Origin of the sequence: Aeromonas bestiarum, from assembly GCF_000819745.1 — a bacterium.
GTDB classification, from domain to species: domain Bacteria; phylum Pseudomonadota; class Gammaproteobacteria; order Enterobacterales; family Aeromonadaceae; genus Aeromonas; species Aeromonas bestiarum.
The window spans coordinates 60,479-81,055 of sequence record NZ_CDDA01000020.1; the positions used below are offsets into that span (position 1 = coordinate 60,479).

Genomic DNA, 20,577 nt, shown 5'->3' on the forward strand with positions numbered 1-20,577 from the left:
GCATTTTCCGGTTTGCATCGCACATCTCTCAACCGTGGCCGCTCGGTTCGACATGGATCAGCACTATGGCATGGGGCAGGTGGCGCATTATGCCCTGCTCTATCCGATCACAGATGGCATGGGAGTGCTCTATGCTCATCTCCTTGGGCAGGGTCAGGTGGAAATCTATGTGACGACGGCGTCCGGCCTGACGACTGCGCAGGGCGTGAAACCCCCCATGCTCGGGGCAGCACTGCTCGATCACCTGAGTGGTGATGGCCAGCTCCTCCTCGTTCATGCTGTGATCCAGCAGGGGCTGAAAGGCCTGATTGAGCATGGTGATGGCTTCCCGGAGAATGAAGATCGCCACGCAGATGGCCACTATGGGGTCGAGCAGATAGAGGTTGTAGCCCAGCCCGTCAGCGATCCAGATACCGAGCAGGCCGACTGCGACCCCGAGAGAGGTCAGTACGTCGGCCTTGAGGTGCAGGGCATCGGCAGCCAGAGCGACAGATTCCTCTTCTTTCGCCACCCGGTAGAGATAGGTGGATACACCGCTGTTGACCAGTGCCGAGATCAGCATGACCAGCACGCCAAAGCCTACGCTTTCGATCGGTGTTGGTGTGATCAACTTGCCGATGGCTTCGAAGATGATCCAGCCCGCGGCCAGCAGGATCAGCAGGGCCTCTATGACGCCGGAGACGTTTTCGATCTTGTCATGGCCATAGGGGTGGCGTTGATCGGGTGGAATATCCGACCGACGTACTGCAAACAGGGCGATGAGGGCTGCAACCAGGTCCATTGCCGAGTGGATGGCTTCGGAAATAATACTGACGGAACCACTCAGGATCCCGGCAAATATCTTCATGATAATCAGTGTGATATTGGAGCAAACCGAGACCAAGGCCGCTCTGGTTTTTCTGGTCATGGGATATCCTTATTCTCGATATAATATTTTCGCAAATAGGGTTGGATAATATCAGCTTGAAAATAAAACGGCTGCGGCAGGTTGTAACGTTTTGTTTCTGGCGAGAGTGAGAATGCTTATCTAAATTATCTCTTCTCATTTAATTAATAGTTGTCTTCTGCTTTTGGTGATTTATTTCAGTTGGTAATTAAATAAGTCGAAGGGGCCAGATTTTATAAGGAATATTCAGGTTTTCTGGCCGTTCATGCCCTCGCCCGTCGTGCCTCGAGATCGCCGAGACCCGGCCCAGAATGAAGCCTGACTGATGAGGGTGGATTCTTGCGCAAGATTGGGGGTATGCTGAAGTGAGTGCGATCAACAGGTCGTCACTGAAAGCGTACTGAAGTCTACGATTCGGATGGCATGCTGGAACCTGGGTTCCAACTGTCTGGGTAACATTTTTGGAGTTTGATGATGAGTAACAAAGAACATCACAACGGCAAAGATGCCAAGAAAAAGCCGCAGTTGTCACTGAAAGAGAAGCGCGAAGCCAAACGTCAGAAAGCAGATCTGAAAAACGGCAGCGCGATCAAGTAACGCTCCTCCACGCTGTAGTTCCTCCGGAGCCAGTATCAAGCCAGCCTGTCATAGGCTGGCTTTTATGTTTCTGGCTCAAGGCGTGGCGCCATAGGTCTCGAAGATCTTCTGATACCGGCCATCGGCCCGCATGGCATTCAACTGGCGATCAAACCAGCGCTGTTGTACCGCCTGGCGAAAGGCAAAGTGATACTGGGTCGGGGCAAACAGGTCATATTGTCTGACCCGGCCGGGTGCGTAGAGCTCGGCGCCATACTTGCTGTCGGCCAGTTGCGCCAGATAGTAGTAAAACACCCGCTGTTCCAGAACCACGGCATCCACCCGTCCCAGCATCAATCTGTGAACCTGCCCCTGCTGCTTGGCGACCTCCTCATAACGGGGATTCTGATCGGCCATGCTGGCGAAGGCGCCTCCCAGCACCTGACGTGCCCGCTGGAAGGCGCTGACTCGCAGCGTTTTCATGTCATCCAGGGTGCTGATATGGGTCTTGCTGAGGGTGAATACCCGGTTGTGGAAGGCGATCACCGGCTGTGACAGGAAGACATCGCCCAGCATGCCGGGTTTGACGTTGATGATGGCATCCAGCTTGCCGGACTCCAGCATCCGGAAGGTACGTTCCAGCGGCAGATATTCAAAACTGGGCTCATAGCCGCTGTTGCGAAAGGCCTCTCGCAGCAGATCGAGCTCGATCCCGCGGCCCTCTTCCTCTATCACATAAGGGGGGATGGCGAAGCTGACGCCCACCCGCAGCGGCTCGGCTGCCGCGAGCAAGGGCGCCGCCAGGGTGGCGGTCAGGCAAACAGCGAGCAGTAGAATGCGATACAAAAACCCCATGTGTTCTCTCTGGCAAACTGGTCGCCCTGATCATAAGCCCAAGGCATCTCATGCGGGGAAAATATCCGGCAAGTCCGCGCAGGAACAGTACTGCATGGCGAGCCTGCGTCAATAACAGGCAAAAAAAGGCCCTGAATGAACAGGGCCTTCTGGCAATGCGTTGCCGATCAGAAGGGGATGTCGTCGTCAAAATCCATCGGCGGCTCGTTGTATACCGGCGGTGCAGACTGGGGCTGCTGTGCCGGACGGCCGTATCCACCTTGCGGCGGCTGCATGTTTTGCTGCGGCGCGGCGGCAGGACGAGCCTGGTTCATTGGCTGCTGGGCGGCTTGTTGTGGCTGACCCCAGTTGCCTTGGGGCTGACCGCCCATGCTCTGACCTGCGCCGCCTTGCGGACGGCCACCCAGCATCTGCATCACGCCGCTGAAGCTGTCTACCAGCACTTCGGTGGTGTAGCGCTCCTGGCCGCTCTGATCCTGCCATTTGCGGGTCTGCAGTTTCCCTTCGACATAGACCTGGGAGCCCTTCTTCAGGTACTCGCCAGCCACTTCGGCCAGCTTGCCCATGAACACCACGCGGTGCCACTCGGTACGCTCTTTCTGCTCGCCGGTCTGCTTGTCGCGCCAGGTTTCAGAGGTGGCCAGGGTGATGTTGGTCACGGCACCGCCACTCGGCATGTAGCGCACTTCCGGGTCTTGTCCCAGGTTACCGATCAGAATGACTTTATTGATGCCTCGACTGGCCATAATCTCTCTTCCACCCTTATATACCGGCCAGGCCATATGCCCGGACCAATTCAACATATCGTTTGTTTTCTGTCAGATAGGCAGCATCGCTGGACGATACCGTCACTCAAGTGATGACTGCACCCGGTTCAGTCGGCCTGCTGGCCAAAGCCCCGCTTTCAGATTTTGCCCGCAATAGTAACAGTTGGCGCGAACGAGCGCACATCTTCCTGCCCGTTCAGCCTTCACCCAGGGCCTGGACCGAAGGATTAACTTACACGAGGCAGACCTTGGCCAGCGAGCGAGCAGGAACGGCAGGGTGTCTGTGCCCATGGCGCGATCGCAGCAGGAATGCGGGTTTGCCGCGATGTGACACCCTTTGTCAGCCGTGGCGCCAGCATTCCACCCAAATGGGGGGGTATGGCTAGTCATTTGTATTGCTTGGGAAATTGGTGAGTTTCAAAGGAGGCACACTTGTGTCTAATACTTTTTTAATGCTGCGCCGATCGAGGGGCTTGGTACTCTCTGCTGCCAAAAAAAACCATGGCCTGAATGTTCAAGGACGTGCTCTTCATGACCACCCCATATCCCATCGTACTGGTTACCGAAAATAATGTGCAGGCGGTCAGTTTTCAGAGCTACCTGACCGAGCAGCTGGCGCTCCCCATACTGCTGGTGAGCATACTGGAAACCCTGCCGCAGCAGGACGAACTCGAGCCGCATCCCTTGTTTCTTGTCGATCTGGATTACCTCAAGTCGAGCCAGCAGTCGGGTTGGCCACGGGAGATCTCCAGCCGCTTCGGTGAGGCCAACACAGTGTTGCTCAACGCCCCGACCAGCACGGATCGGGAGTTGCTGCTGATGTGGCCCCACACCAGCGGACTCTTCTTTCGTCAGGATCCGCTGGATCGGCTGGTGCTCGGCATTCGCAAGGTGCTGCAGGGGGAGTACTGGATCCCGCGCCACCTGCTGTGCGATCTGGTCAACTACTACCGCAAGGGAGGGGAGCATCACCTGCGCAACCAGACACTGCTGACCGTGCGTGAGCAGGAGATCATCCGTTATCTGATGACGGGGGCCTCCAATACCGAGATTGCCGACAGCCTGTTCGTGAGCGAGCACACCATCAAGTCACACCTCTACAACGTGTTCAAGAAGTTGAACGTAAAGAACCGGTTGCAGGCGGTGAGCTGGGCCAAGGAATATCTCTGAAATCGATGGGGATGATGGATAAAACCTGTCTATTCATCCAGTAGTCTCTATGCCATACTGATTCGCTCTGGTTTGTGTATCGAGCGTGCAAAAGATGGAAAAAATCGTGATTCGGGGTGCCCGCACCCACAATCTCAAGAACATCAATCTGGTCCTGCCCCGCGACAAGCTGATCGTGGTCACAGGTCTCTCCGGCTCCGGCAAGTCTTCCCTGGCGTTCGATACCCTCTATGCCGAGGGCCAGCGCCGCTATGTGGAGTCGCTCTCCGCCTATGCCCGCCAGTTCCTCTCCCTGATGGAGAAGCCGGATGTGGATCATATCGAGGGGCTCTCCCCTGCCATTTCCATCGAGCAGAAGTCCACCTCCCACAACCCGCGCTCGACCGTCGGCACCATCACAGAAATCTATGACTATCTGCGCCTGCTGTTTGCACGGGTAGGTGAACCCCGCTGTCCGACCCACGCCATTCCGCTCGCCGCCCAGACAATCAGTCAGATGGTTGATCAGGTGCTGGCCCAGCCCGAGGGCAGCAAGCTGATGCTGTTGGCCCCTGTGGTGCGGGATCGCAAGGGGGAGCACAGCAAGCTGCTGGAAAATCTGGCGGCGCAGGGCTATATCCGTGCCCGTATCGATGGCGAGGTGTGCGATCTCTCCGATCCCCCCACCCTGGAGCTGCACAAGAAGCACACCATCGAAGTGGTGGTCGACCGCTTCAAGGTGCGCGATGATCTGGCGCTGCGCCTGGCCGAATCGTTCGAGACGGCGCTGACTCTCTCCGGCGGCATAGTTCTGGTGGTGCCCATGGATGGGGAGGAGGGGGTTGCCCCCATGACCTTCTCCGCCAACTTCGCCTGCCCTGAGTGCGGCTACTCCATGTCGGAGCTGGAACCGCGCATCTTCTCGTTCAACAACCCGGCCGGTGCCTGCCCCACCTGTGACGGGCTCGGGGTGCAGCAGTATTTCGATCCGGCCAAGGTGATAGGTGATCCGGCCATCAGCCTGGCCAACGGTGCCATCCGTGGCTGGGACAAGCGCAGTTTCTACTATTTTCAGATGCTCAAGTCCCTCTCCGATCACTATCAGTTCGATCTGGAGGCGGCGTGGGAGGATCTGCCGCTCAAGACCCAGGAGGTGATACTGCGCGGCTCGGGGCGTACCGAGGTCGAGTTCCGCTACATGAACGACCGCGGTGACGTGGTGGTGCGCAAGCACCCGTTCGAGGGGATCCTGCACAACATGGAGCGGCGCTACCGGGAGACAGAGTCCAACTCGGTGCGCGAAGAGCTCTCCAAGTACATAGCCAACAAATCCTGCGCCAGCTGCGGTGGCAGTCGGTTGCGGGAAGAGGCGCGCCACGTGTTTGTGGACAACCGCAACCTGCCCGCCATCGCCGAGCAGTCCATCGGTGATGCACTCGCCTTCTTCGAGGGGCTGAGCCTGACCGGCCAGCGCGCCCAGATCGCCGAGAAGATCCTGAAAGAGATCGTCGAGCGGCTCGGCTTCCTGGTGAATGTGGGCCTCAACTACCTGAGCCTGTCCCGCAGTGCCGAGACCCTCTCCGGCGGGGAAGCCCAGCGCATCCGGCTGGCGAGCCAGATAGGCGCCGGTCTGGTGGGGGTCATGTATGTGCTGGATGAGCCCAGCATAGGCCTGCACCAGCGCGACAACGAGCGGCTGCTCAAGACACTCACCCACCTGCGCGACCTCGGCAATACCGTGATAGTGGTGGAGCACGACGAGGACGCCATCCGCCTCGCCGATCATGTGCTCGACATCGGTCCTGGTGCCGGGGTACACGGTGGCGAGATCGTCGCGCAAGGCACGCCGGAAGAGATCATCGCGAACCCCGCTTCCCTGACCGGTGACTACCTCTCTGGCCGCAAGCAGATCGCCATCCCGGCCGAGCGCACCCCGCTCACCGGCAAGTGGTTGAAACTCAAGGGGGCGAGCGGCAACAACCTGCGTAACGTCAACCTGGATCTGCCGATCGGGGTGATGACCTGCGTCACCGGCGTCTCCGGCTCCGGCAAGTCCACCCTGATCAACGACACCCTGTTCCGTATCGCTCACCGCGAGCTGAACAAGGCGACCGAGTCTACGCCTGCGCCCTATCGCAGCGTCGAGGGGCTGGAGCATCTGGACAAGGTGGTGGACATAGACCAGAGCCCCATCGGCCGTACGCCGCGCTCCAACCCGGCTACCTATACCGGTCTGTTTACCCCGATCCGCGAACTGCTCTCCGGCACCCAGGAGGCGCGTTCGCGCGGTTACCAGCCGGGCCGTTTCTCCTTCAACGTCAAGGGCGGTCGCTGCGAGGCGTGTCAGGGGGATGGGGTCATCAAGGTGGAGATGCACTTCCTGCCGGATGTCTACGTGCCGTGTGATGTCTGCAAGGGCAAGCGCTATAACCGCGAGACCCTGGAGGTGAAATACAAGGGCAAGAACATCCACGAGATCCTCGACATGACAGTGGAAGATGCCCGCGAGTTCTTCGATCCGGTGCCGGCAGTGGCGCGCAAGTTGCAGACCCTGATGGATGTGGGCCTCTCTTACATTCGCCTTGGTCAGTCAGCGACCACTCTCTCTGGTGGCGAGGCGCAGCGGGTCAAGCTGGCGCGGGAGCTCTCCAAGCGCGACACGGGCCAGACCCTCTATATCCTGGATGAGCCGACCACTGGCCTGCACTTCCACGACATACAGCAACTGCTCAAGGTGCTGCACCAGTTGCGGGATCGGGGCAACACCATAGTCATCATCGAGCACAACCTGGACGTCATCAAGACCGCCGACTGGATCGTCGATCTGGGGCCCGAGGGCGGTGCCGGCGGCGGCCGTATCCTGGTGACAGGCACGCCAGAGCAGATCAGCCGCTGTGAGGATTCTCATACGGCGCGCTTCTTGGCCCCGCTGTTGGTAAGATAATCGCGGCAGCAATGAGACAAGGGGCCCCGGGCCCCTTGTTTTTTATGGAAGTGATTCAGTTGCCGCCCCAGGAGGCGGATACTCCATACTTGGTGCAAGACAGTTTTCGCTCCCTTGTTTGCCGTCCAAAGGATATTGGCGTTCATGGCTCAACCTTCCCGCTCCATCGATCATTTGCTGGCCTACTCCATGTTTCCCGTTTGGGCCGGAGCCATCCTGATGCTGCTCATAGTGATCGCCCTGGCCCAGGTGCCGGCGGCGCAGCGAGTCGAGGAGCGGCGGATGAAGGATCACCTGCAGCGGGTGATCAAGGCGGTACAGGGTGACATCAACGCCATCAATGCCTTCACCCGGGATTGGGGCATCTGGGATGAGAGCTATCGCTTTCTGGCCCACCCCAATCAGGCCTATATTCGTTCCAATCTGCTGGTCGATACCCCGATGCGGGATTTCGAACTCAACGTATTGAGCTATATGGATTTGCAGGGGGCCGAGATCTGGACCCGCACCCTGCTGCCCGAGACGCCAGGCACGGACACGACCCTGCTTCCCTTCTTCCTGGATGACCTCAAGCTGCAGTTGCTGCGTGAATCCCGTCAGGAGGGGATGCGCAGCCTGAGCGGGGTGAGAGGATCCCAGTGGGGGCCGCTCATCTACTCGCTTCAGCCGGTGACCAACACCCTGGGAAACGCCACACCCAACGGTTATCTGCTGGTGACTCGCTGGCTGGATGCTCGCTATCTGCATGATCTGGCCGAGCGTACCGCCCTCTCTTTGACCCTCTCCCAGCCGAAGCCTTCCGATAACTTCCTCTCCTTCAAGCCACTCAAGCCACAGATGAGCTATCGCCTGGTGGACCTGGGGCTGCAGCGGGTCAGGGGGGAGGGGCTGCTGCTCGACAGCAATGGCGACCCCGTGCTGACCCTGATAGTGGAAGACGATCGTGATGTGCTGCAGGGGGCGATGGAGGGGGCTATCTGGACCTTCGTCGGCATGCTGCTGATCAGCCTGGCCTGCATCTTGATGGCGCTGGCGCGGTTGCGGGCAATCGTACTGGGGCCGGTCAGCGAGCTGGTGAAGGCGCTGCAGAAATTTGGCGAGAAACAGGACGTGAGCGTGCTGCCGATCATCGACAGCAGCCAGGAGATGGCCCTGCTCAGCCGCAAGTTCCGGGAGATGGCGGCCAAGATCAGCCTGCACCACAGTGCCCTGCAGGCGCACTCTTCCAAGATGGAGACTGCCGCCTATACGGATCCGCTGACCCACGCCTTCAACCGGCGCTACCTCGACGAGTGGCTGCTGAGCCGGGATAACGTCACCGCCGCCAGGATGCTGGTGATCCTGGATCTGGATCACTTCAAGCAGGTCAACGATCGTTTCGGGCACGATATCGGCGATCTGGTGTTGTGCCAGCTCGCCGAACTGCTGCGCGCCGCCCTCGGTGAGGAGGAGCCACTGATCCGGCTGGGTGGGGAGGAGTTCCTGCTGCTGCTCACGTGCGAGGAGGCGACACAGGTCGCGAGTCGGGTCGAGCGTTTGCGCCGCAAGATTGCCGAGTACAGATTCGGGCGCGAGGAGGTGCCGCTCAAGATGACGGCGTCGCTGGGATATTGCAGCTATCCCCTGCACCGGGAACTGGAAGATTCGTTCTGGAATCTCAGCTTCAAACTGGCTGATATGGCGTTATACAGGGCCAAGCAGGAGGGGCGGGATCGCTGGCGGGGCTACAGTGGGGAGCTGGCCCGGGAGCTATGGGCGCTGAGCCCGGAGCAGATAGTGGCGGGAGAGTGGCTGTCGTGCCAGACATCCCATGTCGGCCAGCTGGTTTAACGGGTCAGCATTAATAGCGCCATGCCGAGAATGAATCCCAATAAAATAAACAGGAAGGATCCTATGCCCCATATGGCCGCCAGAATGGCGATGATCTTTTCCCGTCTTGTTTGTTCTTTCATAAACTTTCGCTTACAGCTGCGCTACATTGGCCGCAAAAATACGCTTGTTGCCAGGATGAAACAACCATTTCTCGCCGTTTAAATCCTCAATAAGATATATTTCAATTGTCTCTTAGTGGGTTTCATATCAGTTCTATATTATCCAATTCATTGTTATATAGGTAATTTTTCTTTGTTTTTGCGGTTTGCAGGCAGGGTCGAAAGCTGCTGTACACATCTATCTATTTATTGGTAACGTTTGAGCTAAATCAATAACTCTGCATTCACATCCCTTTATAGTTTTCAGGCTTGCAACATAGAACGAAAACTAAAAGGAAAAATGTGATGAAAAAGATCCTTCCGCTGATGATCGCAGCCGCACTTGCCTCTCCCGTCGCCATGGCCCACCAGGCCGGCGATATTCTGGTCCGCGGTGGCCTGGCATTTGTCTCCCCTCAAACGAGCAGTGACGATGTGCTGGGTACCGGTGAGCTGGAAATTGACAGCAACATGCAGCTGGGTCTGACCCTCTCTTATCTGATCACCGATAACTGGGGTGTCGAGCTGCTGGCCGCCACGCCTTTCTCCCACTCCGTCTCGACCGCGGGTCTGGGCGAGGTCGCCAAGGTCAAGCATCTGCCGCCGACCCTGATGGCGCAGTACTATTTCGGTGATGCCAAGAGCAAGGTGCGCCCCTACATTGGTGCCGGTGTGAACTACACCACCTTCTTCGATGAGCAGGGCCGTGGTGCACTGGAAGGCACAGATGTCAGCGTGGACTCTTCCTGGGGTCTGGCCGGTCAGGTCGGCCTGGACATGGCGATCAATGATCGCTGGTTCGTCAACGCTTCCGCTTGGATCATGGATATCGACACCGATGTGCACACAGCCGTGGGCACCATCAAGACCTCCATCGATCCCATGGCCTTCATGTTCGGTGTCGGCTATCGCTTCTGATAGGACACAAGGTTGGCCTCCTCACGGCCTGTACAGCTAAGCACGTCTCTTTGGCCCGGCACTGTCCGGGCCCTTTTATGCCTGTGCCGGATCCCGCCAATTGTGATCCAACCCCATATAGATCAATAAAATAACATCACCCTCCCCTCTATAATTCGCCGCTTGTGCCGATAGTGTCTATGTTCACGTTACCTTCCCCCAATGAGTGAGGATGTCTCCATGGGTTTATCTATTGTGCAGCGGATCATCGCCGGATTTGTGTTGATGCTGCTGCTGTTGATCCTGCTTGGGGTGATCAGCACCCTGAAGATCAGGGGTATCAACGACGGCCTGTCGCAGGTCTCAGACCGGGCGACGCCGCTGGTGATTGCGGTGGCAGGCCTGAAAGGCGCTCTGCAAGACAGCAACCGCTGGGTGCTGGTCTACCGGACCAGTGAGGAAGCGAGCCAGCTGCCGCAACTCGCCAGCCAGTTCAAGGAGCAGCAGGCCCGTTTCAGCCAGCTGAGCCAGGAGATGGACAAGTTCACCGGCGTGGCGGAGGCCAATGGTCGCTTCCAGCAGGTGGATGGCGCCACCAAACAGTTTTACGGACTGGCGGAGCAGGTGCTCTCCCAGCACAGCCAATGGGTCAACGCCCTCGATCAACGCCACAAGCTGGAGATTGCCTTCATCCGGCTGGAAGACACCTACCAATGGGCGGCCGATCTGCTGCTGCAGCAGACCGCCAGCAAGCGTTCCATGCGCAACAAGGCCGAGCTCATCACCTCGGGTATAGCGCGGGATCTGAAAAACATTCGCCGGGCCGATGCCAAGACAGATCTCAATGAGCTGGAAAAGGTGCTCAGCAAGGACATCGAGATGGCCCGCAAGCGTCTCGACCGGGTGCTGGTCCCCGACGATGTGAAGCAGCGTTTCGTTTCCAACCTGGATCGCATGCAGGAGCTGGCACTCGGCCAGCAGGGCTTGCTTGCCACCATGCGCAATGCCCAGCAACTGGCGTCATCGCTGCAAACCTTGAATCAGCAGCTCGACGCCAGCCTGGTCAACAGCCTGAGCCTGCTCGACGAGATGGGCCAGTCGGCCGGGACCATCGCCAGCCAGAGCCGGACCACGGCGGATGATGCGGTCAGCAGTGCCAGCTTCTGGATCCTGATCGTCGCCGCCATCTCGGCCGCGGCGGCGCTCATCATTGGCTACACCACGGCGCGCAGCATTCAGCGTCCGCTGCAGATGATCAACAAGGAGCTGAACTACATGGCGGCCGGGGACATGACCCGCCGCATCAACTACCGCAGCAGCTGCGAGTTTGGCACCCTCTCCCGCTCCATCGATACCCTGGCCGGCAAGACGGGGGAACTGCTCTCCCAGATCAACGCGGGCTCCCGCCATCTGGTGGATGAGGCGAGTCGCGCCGCCGAGATCAGCGAGCGCGCCATGTCCCGGGTGCAGGATCAGAAGAGCCAGACCGATCAGGTCGCCGCCGCCATCACTGAGCTGGAGGTCAGTGCCACCGAGGTGGCCCGCTCCACCGATGGCACCAAGCGGGAAGTGGATCTGGCCGATGACGAGGCCCGCAGCGGTCGCCAGAAGGTGGCCACCACGCGTCGCATCACTGAGCAGCTGGCTGGCGCCATGGAAGAGGCCGTCGGCATTACCTACAAGCTGGGCGAGTTCAGCAACAATATCGGCAGCATTCTGGACGTGATCCGCAGCATCGCCGAGCAGACCAATTTGCTGGCCCTGAATGCCGCCATCGAAGCGGCCCGGGCCGGCGATGCCGGTCGCGGCTTTGCCGTGGTGGCCGACGAGGTGCGAGCGCTCGCCAACCGCACCCAAACCTCGACCGAAGAGATCCAGGCGATGATCGAGAACCTGCAAAACTCGAGCAAGCAGGTGGTGGAAGTGATGGGTCGCAGTCAGGAGCAGACCCACAGCTGCGTCGAGCAGACCCGCGAGATGGATCTGGCATTGCAGTCCATCGCCGAGCGGATGACCTCCATCAAGTCGATGGCGGATCAGGTTGCCCATGCCGCCCAGGAGCAGATCTCGGTCAGTCAGGGCGTTGCCCGCCATATCGCCGGCATTGCCGACGTGGCCTACGAGACTGAGCGGGAGGCGAGAGAGTCGGCCAGCAGCAGTGAAGTGCTGGCGGATCTGGTCGCCAAGCAGCAGCAATTGATCGCACATTTCAAGGTCTAGGAGGGCTTATGTCTAAAAAGTGGATTGGGGCCCTGAGTCTCCTGTTATGTGGTCAGCTGATGGCCAGCGAGCTGGTGATCGAGAGCTGGCGGATCGATGACAAGGCCCTGTGGGAACAGAAGATCATTCCCGCCTTCGAGGCGGCCCACCCGGGTATCCAGGTGAAATTCAACGGCGTGCAGAACGTCGATTACATGCCGACCCTGTGGGCCAGCCTGAAGGATGGCAAGGCTGGGGATCTCATCACCTGCCGTCCGTTTGATGACTCCTTGGCTCTGTTCAAGGCCGGTCATCTGGCGGAGCTGACCGAGATGTCGGGGATGGAAAACTTCCCGAGTTTTGCCCAGTCGCCCTGGCAGACCGACTCAGGTGCCCAGACTTTCTGCGTGCCCATGGCCTCGGTCATTCACGGCTTTTTCTATAACAAGAAGATATTCAGTGAGTTGGGTCTGACAGTGCCACAAACCCGCGATGCCTTCTTCGCCGCGCTCGACAAGGTGAAGGCGGATGGTCGTTATGTGCCGCTGGCCATGAGTGGCTCCGAAAGCTGGGTATCGTCCGAACTCGGTTTTCAGAACATAGGTCCCAACTACTGGAAGGGGGAAGACGGCCGTCTGGCGTTGATCGGAGGTCAGGAGCAGCTCGACAACCCGCAATACGTCAAGGTATTTGAGGAGCTGGCCCGCTGGCGCCCCTACCTGGGTGAGGGGGGCGAAAGCCGGGACTATGCCGCCACCAATGAGTTGTTCACCTCCGGCAAGGCCGCCTTCTATGTGGCGGGCTCCTGGGAAATCGCCCCCTTCACCGGCAAGGTCGACTTTGGTGTCATGCGTCCACCCGTGGCGAAACAGGGAGATGGTTGCTTCTTTACCGATCACACCGACATCGGCATGGGGTTGAACCCGGCCAGCAAGAACAAGGAGGCTGCCATGGCCTTCCTGCAGTGGCTGACCACCCCTCAGTTTGCCGAGCTCTATACCAACTCGCTGCCGGGGTTCTTCTCCCTCTCCAACCACTTCTTCGATGTCACCAATCCGGCGGCGAAGGAGATGATGGAGTGGCGCGATCAGTGTGACTCCACCATACGGGTGGCGACCCAGATCCTCTCCCGTGGCAAGCCCAAACTGGGCGACGAACTGGCCGAGGTGAGTCAGGCCGTGCTGCTCGGCAAGATGGAGCCCAAGGCGGCGCCCGACCGGCTGGAGCAGGGACTGAAAGGCTGGTATCCCGCTCATCAGGGCAACAAGGCCAAGGGGCAGGATTGCCAATGTGATGTAGCTGCGCCCCCTGTATCAGCAGTCCCCGCTACCGCAGAGGCTGGCGCCGTTGCCGCCCCATCCGCGGCGACGCCGGCTGTGACAGCGGCTCCTGCCGTGCCCGTGCCATCGGTGACACCCGCCGCGCCAGCGTCTGCCGCTGCGGCCCCATTACCTGTGCCATCGGCCGAGGTGGAACAGGCGCTCTCCAACGAGCTGGAGACGCCGCAGCAATAACCGACAACACCATAAACAACGGGAGGCATCAGCCTCCCGTTTTCATTGCAGCCCGCAGCCGGGCTATTGTGCCTCGTGGGGCCAGCGGCAGAGGCTGCCGATACGCGCTACCGGAGCAAATCCAAGCGAGCGATAGACCCGTTGGGCGTGGTAGTGCTCATCGGCCACTATGATGAGCTGACTGACGCGACTCAGTCCCTGACGGGCGACCTGGCTCAGCAGCTGGCGGCACAGCCCCCGGTTGCGCCAATCCTGATGGGTGCGCACCAGTTGAAAGCGGCCCATGGTGTCGGTGAAGAAGAGACCGCAGCTGGCGACCAGCTGATCTTCCCGCCAGATCCCCCACCACTGCCCGAGCCCGTCCGCGATCATGGCCTCGTACAGGTGGCGGCGCGACTGCAGATAGGGCAGATAGCTCTCCACCGAGTGGCCAGGGTCGCGCTCATTGAGCTCAAATGTCAGCCACTCATCCCAGTCGGCGGACTCGAAAGGGCGGGCATCCGTCGCCGGATCGCCAACCGTTGCTTGATGCCAGCTGAGGGCATCCAGCGCCAGCACCACGCACTCCATGTATTGATAGCCTGCCGCCACGAAACCGGCGACCCGGCTGTTCTGGCCTGCGGCCAGCGGCCATTGAAAGGTGCGGTGTTGTACTCTGGGATCCTGCCCGATCAGCTTGTCGAAGCTGGCCTCGAGCCAGCCCTTGTCACGATCGCTGGGCGGGGTGGGGAGCAGCAGATAGTTGCCAAAATAGTAGTCGGGGGCATCAGGGGTGCGCACGGCCCAGAATTGCTCATGATCTACCACGTTGCCCTGATAGCGATCGAACAGCAAGTCGGTGGCAAAGCCGGGGTGGGTATCCATGATGAGGCTCCTGCGAATGGCTCAATTGGTTATCGGCAGGGAGGGGAATAGGTTGAAAAAGGGGCCGGAGAAGCCTCCGGCCAAACAATCACACGCAGATTCAGAACGTCCAGGACGATCCGGGTTCATCATAACGCGACTCCGCGGATTTTGGGATGGGGTGCCAATCGTTACTTCAGGTTAATTGCGAAATAAACACCAGCCTCTCGCCTAGATCCGTAAATCAGTGTTGACTTTGATCCGTTTTCTCATAAAGATAGAAAGACGTTTAGACGTCCAAACATCCGTTTTGACGTAGAGGAATGGGTTGCGGGACAGGGAGAGAGCAGATGGGATTTCACAGTGCACGTCAGGTTGAGGCGCTCAACCAGAGTTTGGCCGATTTAAGCGGTGACATAGGGGTTAGTTTCGAGTTTTTTCCACCCAACAGTGAAGGGATGGAAAACACCCTCTGGCAGTCCATCGAACGGCTGAAAGTGCTGGAACCCAAGTTCGTTTCCGTGACTTATGGCGCCAACTCCGGCACCCGGGATCGCACCCACAAGGTGATCAAGGACATCAAGGAGCGTACCGGCCTGATCGCGGCGCCGCACCTGACCTGTATCGATGCCAGCCGCGACGAGCTGCGCACCATAGCCCGCGATTACTGGAACAGCGGCATCCGCCATATCGTGGCCCTGCGCGGCGACCTGCCGCCCGGACTCGACAAGCCGGACATGTATGCCACCGATCTGGTGGCCCTGCTCAAGTCTGAAGCTGACTTCGATATTTCGGTGGCCGCCTATCCCGAGGGCCATCCCGAGGCCAGGAGTGCGCAGTCCGACCTGCTAAACCTCAAGCGCAAGATTGATGCCGGTGCCAACCGTGCCATCACCCAGTTCTTCTTCGATGTGGAGACTTACCTGCGCTTTCGGGATCGCTGCGCCGCCATCGGCATAGATGCCGAAATCGTGCCAGGGATACTGCCGGTCTCCAACTACCAGACTCTGGCCAAGTTCGCCGGTTTTACCAACGTGAAGATCCCGCGCTGGATGCATCAGCGTTTCGAGGGGCTGGACAACGATCAGATGACCCGCAACCTGGTGGGCGCCAGCATCGCCATCGATCAGGTGCGCGTGCTGAGTCAGGAGGGGGTGAAAGATTTCCACTTCTATACCCTGAACCGCTCCGAGCTGACCTACGCCATCTGCCATACCCTGGGGGTCAGACCGAAGGACCCAGCCTGACACAGGTTGCCGCAGGCACAAAAAAAGCCAATGAGTCGCTCATTGGCTTTTTTGTCATGGCGGCTTGTCAAGGCCGGGTTGGGGCTATCTCTTTTGGTTCGAGATCGATCATCGCATTGCCGGCGGCGCCGGGATACTGGTGATAGCTCTGGTCCTGCTCCAGGGTGTAGAAGGTATCCAGATAGTCATCGTTGTTGGTCATCCAGGAGTCGGGCAGCGCCTTGACGATACGACCGCCTAGATCCAGGAAGGGCAGGGCCTCCGGCACGCCGCCAGCGGTAAAGGCGAGCTTGAGGGCATCGATGAACAGGCCGCTCAGCTCCTTGTAGTTGACGTTGTCGTCCTGCTCCATCATGACGATGTCGACGGCACCCCAGCGGTAGCGATCCCAGTACACCAGGATCTGGTTGGGGGTGTAGTCGGTGTTGTCATAGTCGAGGTAGGGCATGTCGACTATGTCGACCACGGGCTCATCCCGGCTGGGATTGACCCCGGCGACCACCGCATACACCTCGGCCGCACCGAGCAGCCAGGGCTCCTGATCATCCTTCAACCGAATTTTCTTCAGGATGCTGGTCTTGAGCGGTGCCGTGCTGGCGGCGGTGCGCGGGGCAGCCTGCAGATCGGCTGCGGCCAGCGCCTTGCGCATCACCTTCAGACCGGCGTTCTTGGCCTTGACGGGGTCTGCTTCCACCACCAGGACCGGTCGTGCCGGTGCCTTGTCCACATCCAGATAGACGGGGTTGCCGGCGCTGTCGAAAGCTTCGATAGCACTCCAGCTCTTCTCATCTCCGCTCGGTACATAGGCAACCAGGGGTTCGACCCCTTGTTGCAGTGCTGCGGCCTGCTCCGGGTTGGCTAGTCGCAGTTGCATCAACTGCTTGACCTCGCCGTCCAGCCCTTGCCGGCTGATGGCGGCCTGGTTGGCATCGCTCGCCTGCCGTTTCAGCCTTGGACTGGCTTTTTGCAGCAGGTTGGGTAGCGGGCTCTGGTACTCCTGATTGCTCAGCAGTGGCAGCAGGTTTTTCTGCTGCAGCGCGAGCTGGCGTGCCAGCTCCCGATCCGAGTCGGCAGCGTGGGCTGTGGTGGCGCCCAGCAGTGCCAGTAACAAAATGACAGCCTGATTCCTCATTATTATTCTCCAGTTTATGAGTCTGACAGAGGCACACATCGGGGAAGAAGAAGTGCCTCGGCACCACTTAATGGCAATTAGTTTCAGCTGTGAACCAATTTTTCTGAATTATGTGCTGTGTCTCACGGGAGGCTCCCCAGATGGTCAGGTCAGTTTCTCCGCTGGTTGACTTGATGCAGGATGACACCGACGAGCAGCCCCCAGCAGGCGGCGCCGACACCCAGCAGGCTGATCCCGGAGGCCGTGATGATGAAGGTGAGCAGGGCGGCTTCGCGCGCCTCGTCTTGTTGCAATGCCGTGTGCAGGCTGCTGCCTATGGTGCCGAGCAGGGCCAACCCGGCCACGCAGGTGACCAGTGTCGCAGGAAAGGCGGTGAACAGGGCGGCCACGCTTGCCCCGAAGCAACCGGTCAGCAGATAGAAGCCGCCAGCCCAGACGGCGGCGGGCCAGCGACGGCTGGCATCGTGATCCACGTCCTTGCCCATGCAGATGGCGGCCGTAATGGCGGCCAGGTTGAAGGCATAACCGCCGAAGGGGGCCAGCAACAGGCCGGTCAGGCCGATCCAGGTGATCAGGGAGGAGGTGGCCGGTTGATAACCGTGAGCTCGCAATATGGTGATACCGGGCATGTTCTGGGAGGTCATGGTGACGATGAACAGTGGCAGGGCTATGCCGAACAGGGCATTGAAGGAGAAGCTCGGCCAGGTCCAGACCGGGCTGGCGAGCTGCCAGTGCAGCGTGTCGAGTTGCAGATCCCCCCGCAGGGCACAGAGGGTTATTCCTATCACCAGCACCAGCACCATGGTGTAGCGGGGCCAGAGATGACAGCCCAGCAGGAAGGCCAGCAGCAGGGTGCCAAGCAGCAAGGGATCTTGTGGCGCGACTTTGAAGAGATCCAGCCCGAATCTGAGCAAGACTCCGGCCAGCATGGCGGCGGCCAGCGGAGCCGGGATGTGCCGCATCAGGCGATCGAACCAGCCGCTGATGCCGCACAGTGTGATCAGCAGGGAAGAGATAACGAAGGCGCCTATGGCCTCAGCCAGGGTGAAGTTGCCCAGGCTGGTGATCAGCAGGGCGGCCCCCGGGGTCGACCAGGCGGTCAGTACGGGTATGCGGTAATAAAAGGAGAGGCCGATGCAGCTTATTCCCATACCTATACCCAGCGTCCATAGCCAGGAGGCAAGCTGGGCAGCATCGGCACCCGCCGCCGTAGCAGCCTGAATGATCAGGATGACGGAGCTGGTGTAGCCGACCATCACTGCGATGAAACCTGCCACCAGGTGGGGAAGGGCGAAGGGCATAGTGACGTCCTTGTGGAGTTGTGACGGGCTGTGCGTTATTACGTACAATGTGTGCTCTGACTATATCGTCGTGCGCTATAGCGCACAAGGCGATTCATGCAAGCGCAACAAAGAGGCAGTCATGCAAGAGATGAATCAGCATCTGGCCCAACGTCTGAAGGGGTTGCGCAGCAAACTGGGCTGGAGCCTGGATGTGGCGGCACGTGAGACAGGGGTAAGCAAGGCCATGCTGGGGCAGATTGAGCGGGGAGAGTCCAGTCCCACCGTGGCGACCCTGTGGAAGATTGCCACCGGCTTTCGGGTCTCCTTCTCCAGCTTTATCGAGCCTGCCCCGGCAGCGCAGGGAGAGGTGCTCTATCGTACCGCCGACGCCATTCGCCAGCAGCCTGCGGGAGAGGGCATGCAGGTAGCTCCCTTATTTCCTTATGAGAAGCGATTTGGTTTTGAATTGTTTGAACTGACGCTACTGCCTGGGTATCAGCGCGAATCCGAACCCCATGAGCCCGGTGTGACCGAGCATGTCATCGTCATCAGTGGTCTGATGGAGGTGCTGGTGGAAGGGGAGTGGCGTTCACTGGTGCAAGGGGAGGCGGTGCGCTTTGCCGCCGACCGCCCCCATGGTTATCGCAATCTGGGAATAGCCCCTGCGATCTTTCACAACCTGATCCACTATCCTGTGGCCAGGCCCCGAGAATAAGCCCGGATGCTCAGCCCGGACGGCCATCCGCCCTGGGGCTGGTCAGTATGGGGGCATAAACCCAGACGAACAGCCCATAGGCGCCGACCCAGGCCAGGCCACTCAGGTTCCAGCCGTGCAGGGTATAGGCAGGCCAGAGTAGCGGGATCACAACCCGGATCACGGCTGCCGCTATGACCAGTGCGAACGCACAGCTTATCCGGCGCCCTACCTGCAAGGCTCGGCCGCTATGGCCGAGGGAGACGCGCGCTATCATCCCCAGGATCATGGTGCCCATGCAGCCGGCGCTGAGCAGGTGGCTGGCCGTCGACAAGGTGATGGGCAATCCTGCGGCCTGCGCCCCGAGAGCGAGCAGGCCAAGGGGAATAAACAGGTAGGCGAGATGCAGTGACCACAGCAGGGGATGAGCAAGGGTGGTCGGCAGGCGCCAGCGCAGTTGTCGCCACAGATGCAAACCTGCCGCCACTATATATAGAGGCACCATATAAGTGCTGGTGGTCCATTGGGTGGGGAGCAACAGCCAGCACAGCAAGATAAGCCACAGCGATGCGAGTGCTGTGCGCTCCAGCCAGGGCAGGGGGGCTGCTTTCTCCAGACCGGTGCCTCGGGCGGTAAAGAAGGGGATGACCCGTCCTCCCATCACGGCAATCAGAGTCGTGAACAGCAGCACTGTCGTGATCAGCAGATGCTCTATGACGATCCACTCCTCATGCCGCAACCAGCTGGCGCCATTGAGCAGAGTCAGTACCACGAGCAGGGGGACAAAGAAGAGGTTGCGCCATTGGCGGGTCACTATGATGGGCTTGGCCAGGAACCAGGCGCAGAGTGGTAACCACATCAGATCCATCATCATCAGAACCGGGTTCCCTTCTCCCAGCCAGGGCAACAAGCACCTAGGTACGGCCCACAGGCCCACGACCAGTGCCAGCGGCCAGCCCCGGACACCGGGATGGGCCGTCCAGTTTTGTACGGCGGTCAGCAGAAAGCCCGCTACTATGGCCGCACCGAAACCAAACAGCATCTCGTGCGCATGCCACCAGATGGGGTTGCCGACTCCTGACAACAGGATCCAGCCATTGAGCTGTGCCAGCCAGCCCAGCATGGCCAAGGCAGAGAAGAGGGCCCCGAGCAGGAAGAAAGGCCGAAACCCCAAGCGGAACAGAGGAACTATCTGTTCTTCTTTGCGGCTATCCAGGATCTGATGCATGGCGAAACCTTAATTGACATTTGAAAGGCCAATTATAAAGTGACTTTTCAAATGTTCAATTTAAATCCAGTCAAAGCCTGAATTGATGGGGTTGTGAGCAAAAAGGCACGGGTTTGCTGCATATCTGAGCGAACGAACAATTGTGATGAAAAAGCCCTTGTCATCGCGACGCGGCTCCCTATAATGCGCCCCTACCAGCACGGCGGAACACGCCAACCTGATGAGCCAGCTTCCTAGCGAAGTGGGCGCCGAAAGAAAAGCGAAAACAACCGCTTGACTTTCGAAGTGAGGGGCGTAATATGCGCCTCCTCAACGCGACAAGCGTGACGCTCTTTAACAATTTGAATCAAGCAATCTGTGTGGGCACTCACAGCATCGAACATCAAACAATTT

Annotated in this window: 17 protein-coding genes; 9 read left to right on the forward strand and 8 right to left on the reverse strand. The window is 59.3% G+C overall.

Going from position 1 to position 20,577, the window contains the following annotated elements:
• Positions 1-28 precede the first annotated feature (28 nt).
• The gene (locus BN1118_RS11020) at positions 29-907 is read right to left on the reverse strand and encodes a cation diffusion facilitator family transporter (protein WP_043556073.1); all 879 of its coding nucleotides are present in this window, start codon (positions 905-907) and stop codon (positions 29-31) included.
• A 453-nt stretch (positions 908-1,360) separates the two neighbouring features.
• Here BN1118_RS11020 and BN1118_RS22360 point away from each other — a divergent pair, with 453 nt between their 5' ends.
• Entirely contained in the window at positions 1,361-1,483 is a 123-nt protein-coding gene (locus tag BN1118_RS22360; protein ID WP_098981751.1) for a hypothetical protein, read from the forward strand.
• A 75-nt stretch (positions 1,484-1,558) separates the two neighbouring features.
• Here BN1118_RS22360 and BN1118_RS11025 read toward each other — a convergent pair whose 3' ends face one another.
• Together BN1118_RS11025 and BN1118_RS11030 are read right to left on the reverse strand one after the other, a co-directional pair.
• Positions 1,559-2,317, reverse strand: a complete 759-nt coding sequence (locus BN1118_RS11025) for a substrate-binding periplasmic protein (RefSeq protein ID WP_043556075.1) — start codon at positions 2,315-2,317, stop codon at positions 1,559-1,561.
• A 167-nt stretch (positions 2,318-2,484) separates the two neighbouring features.
• Positions 2,485-3,063, reverse strand: a complete 579-nt coding sequence (locus tag BN1118_RS11030) for a single-stranded DNA-binding protein (protein ID WP_043556077.1) — start codon at positions 3,061-3,063, stop codon at positions 2,485-2,487.
• Positions 3,064-3,594: 531 nt separating this feature from the next.
• Between BN1118_RS11030 and BN1118_RS11035 the strand changes: the two genes are divergently transcribed.
• The 3 genes from BN1118_RS11035 (at position 3,595) to BN1118_RS11045 (ending at position 9,007) form a co-directional block, all read left to right on the forward strand.
• A complete protein-coding gene (locus tag BN1118_RS11035; RefSeq protein WP_043556078.1) occupies positions 3,595-4,254 on the forward strand; it encodes a LuxR C-terminal-related transcriptional regulator in 660 nt (219 codons plus the stop codon).
• 94 nt (positions 4,255-4,348) lie between these two features.
• Complete coding sequence (gene uvrA, locus BN1118_RS11040) at positions 4,349-7,177, forward strand: excinuclease ABC subunit UvrA (RefSeq protein WP_043556080.1); 2,829 nt, start codon at positions 4,349-4,351, stop codon at positions 7,175-7,177.
• Positions 7,178-7,321: 144 nt separating this feature from the next.
• Complete coding sequence (locus BN1118_RS11045; protein WP_043556081.1) at positions 7,322-9,007, forward strand: sensor domain-containing diguanylate cyclase; 1,686 nt, start codon at positions 7,322-7,324, stop codon at positions 9,005-9,007.
• Here BN1118_RS11045 and BN1118_RS22365 read toward each other — a convergent pair.
• Entirely contained in the window at positions 9,004-9,129 is a 126-nt protein-coding gene (locus tag BN1118_RS22365) for a hypothetical protein (RefSeq protein ID WP_264303493.1), read from the reverse strand. The two genes, BN1118_RS11045 and BN1118_RS22365, sit on opposite strands and share 4 nt — an antisense overlap.
• 324 nt (positions 9,130-9,453) lie before the next feature.
• Between BN1118_RS22365 and BN1118_RS11050 the strand changes: the two genes are divergently transcribed.
• From BN1118_RS11050 to BN1118_RS11060, 3 genes are all read left to right on the forward strand, one after another.
• The gene (locus BN1118_RS11050) at positions 9,454-10,065 is read left to right on the forward strand and encodes an OmpW family outer membrane protein (protein WP_042865943.1); all 612 of its coding nucleotides are present in this window, start codon (positions 9,454-9,456) and stop codon (positions 10,063-10,065) included.
• Positions 10,066-10,284: 219 nt separating this feature from the next.
• A complete protein-coding gene (locus tag BN1118_RS11055) occupies positions 10,285-12,264 on the forward strand; it encodes a methyl-accepting chemotaxis protein (RefSeq protein ID WP_043141408.1) in 1,980 nt (659 codons plus the stop codon).
• Positions 12,265-12,272: 8 nt separating this feature from the next.
• A complete protein-coding gene (locus tag BN1118_RS11060) occupies positions 12,273-13,757 on the forward strand; it encodes an ABC transporter substrate-binding protein (protein WP_043556083.1) in 1,485 nt (494 codons plus the stop codon).
• A 63-nt stretch (positions 13,758-13,820) separates the two neighbouring features.
• Here the strand turns inward: BN1118_RS11060 and BN1118_RS11065 are convergent, their stop codons facing one another.
• Positions 13,821-14,621: a GNAT family N-acetyltransferase gene (locus BN1118_RS11065; RefSeq protein ID WP_043556085.1), complete on the reverse strand. Its 801-nt coding sequence runs from the start codon at positions 14,619-14,621 to the stop codon at positions 13,821-13,823.
• A 329-nt stretch (positions 14,622-14,950) separates the two neighbouring features.
• Between BN1118_RS11065 and metF the strand changes: the two genes are divergently transcribed.
• The gene (metF, locus tag BN1118_RS11070) at positions 14,951-15,847 is read left to right on the forward strand and encodes a methylenetetrahydrofolate reductase (protein ID WP_021140731.1); all 897 of its coding nucleotides are present in this window, start codon (positions 14,951-14,953) and stop codon (positions 15,845-15,847) included.
• 67 nt (positions 15,848-15,914) lie between these two features.
• Here the strand turns inward: metF and BN1118_RS11075 are convergent, their stop codons facing one another.
• Entirely contained in the window at positions 15,915-16,979 is a 1,065-nt protein-coding gene (locus BN1118_RS11075) for a DUF3103 family protein (RefSeq protein WP_043556086.1), read from the reverse strand.
• 149 nt (positions 16,980-17,128) lie between these two features.
• Entirely contained in the window at positions 17,129-18,280 is a 1,152-nt protein-coding gene (locus BN1118_RS11080; protein ID WP_043556088.1) for a benzoate/H(+) symporter BenE family transporter, read from the reverse strand.
• A 121-nt stretch (positions 18,281-18,401) separates the two neighbouring features.
• Here BN1118_RS11080 and BN1118_RS11085 point away from each other — a divergent pair, with 121 nt between their 5' ends.
• The gene (locus tag BN1118_RS11085) at positions 18,402-18,977 is read left to right on the forward strand and encodes a helix-turn-helix domain-containing protein (RefSeq protein WP_043556089.1); all 576 of its coding nucleotides are present in this window, start codon (positions 18,402-18,404) and stop codon (positions 18,975-18,977) included.
• 10 nt (positions 18,978-18,987) lie between these two features.
• On the opposite strand, the gene BN1118_RS11090 is transcribed toward BN1118_RS11085, so the two are convergent.
• Entirely contained in the window at positions 18,988-20,184 is a 1,197-nt protein-coding gene (locus tag BN1118_RS11090; RefSeq protein ID WP_043556090.1) for an NnrS family protein, read from the reverse strand.
• Between the last annotated feature and the right edge of the window lie 393 nt (positions 20,185-20,577).

What these genes read in the sequence shown, in the direction of transcription:
- BN1118_RS11020 (WP_043556073.1), bottom strand. Translation starts at nt 907, where the DNA reads ATGACCAGAAAAACCAGAGCGGCCTTGGTCTCGGTTTGCTCCAATATC.
- BN1118_RS22360 (WP_098981751.1), top strand. Translation starts at nt 1,361, where the DNA reads ATGAGTAACAAAGAACATCACAACGGCAAAGATGCCAAGAAAAAGCCG.
- BN1118_RS11025 (WP_043556075.1), bottom strand. Translation starts at nt 2,317, where the DNA reads ATGGGGTTTTTGTATCGCATTCTACTGCTCGCTGTTTGCCTGACCGCC.
- BN1118_RS11030 (WP_043556077.1), bottom strand. Translation starts at nt 3,063, where the DNA reads ATGGCCAGTCGAGGCATCAATAAAGTCATTCTGATCGGTAACCTGGGA.
- BN1118_RS11035 (WP_043556078.1), top strand. Translation starts at nt 3,595, where the DNA reads ATGTTCAAGGACGTGCTCTTCATGACCACCCCATATCCCATCGTACTG.
- uvrA (WP_043556080.1), top strand. Translation starts at nt 4,349, where the DNA reads ATGGAAAAAATCGTGATTCGGGGTGCCCGCACCCACAATCTCAAGAAC.
- BN1118_RS11045 (WP_043556081.1), top strand. Translation starts at nt 7,322, where the DNA reads ATGGCTCAACCTTCCCGCTCCATCGATCATTTGCTGGCCTACTCCATG.
- BN1118_RS22365 (WP_264303493.1), bottom strand. Translation starts at nt 9,129, where the DNA reads ATGAAAGAACAAACAAGACGGGAAAAGATCATCGCCATTCTGGCGGCC.
- BN1118_RS11050 (WP_042865943.1), top strand. Translation starts at nt 9,454, where the DNA reads ATGAAAAAGATCCTTCCGCTGATGATCGCAGCCGCACTTGCCTCTCCC.
- BN1118_RS11055 (WP_043141408.1), top strand. Translation starts at nt 10,285, where the DNA reads ATGGGTTTATCTATTGTGCAGCGGATCATCGCCGGATTTGTGTTGATG.
- BN1118_RS11060 (WP_043556083.1), top strand. Translation starts at nt 12,273, where the DNA reads ATGTCTAAAAAGTGGATTGGGGCCCTGAGTCTCCTGTTATGTGGTCAG.
- BN1118_RS11065 (WP_043556085.1), bottom strand. Translation starts at nt 14,621, where the DNA reads ATGGATACCCACCCCGGCTTTGCCACCGACTTGCTGTTCGATCGCTAT.
- metF (WP_021140731.1), top strand. Translation starts at nt 14,951, where the DNA reads ATGGGATTTCACAGTGCACGTCAGGTTGAGGCGCTCAACCAGAGTTTG.
- BN1118_RS11075 (WP_043556086.1), bottom strand. Translation starts at nt 16,979, where the DNA reads ATGAGGAATCAGGCTGTCATTTTGTTACTGGCACTGCTGGGCGCCACC.
- BN1118_RS11080 (WP_043556088.1), bottom strand. Translation starts at nt 18,280, where the DNA reads ATGCCCTTCGCCCTTCCCCACCTGGTGGCAGGTTTCATCGCAGTGATG.
- BN1118_RS11085 (WP_043556089.1), top strand. Translation starts at nt 18,402, where the DNA reads ATGCAAGAGATGAATCAGCATCTGGCCCAACGTCTGAAGGGGTTGCGC.
- BN1118_RS11090 (WP_043556090.1), bottom strand. Translation starts at nt 20,184, where the DNA reads ATGCATCAGATCCTGGATAGCCGCAAAGAAGAACAGATAGTTCCTCTG.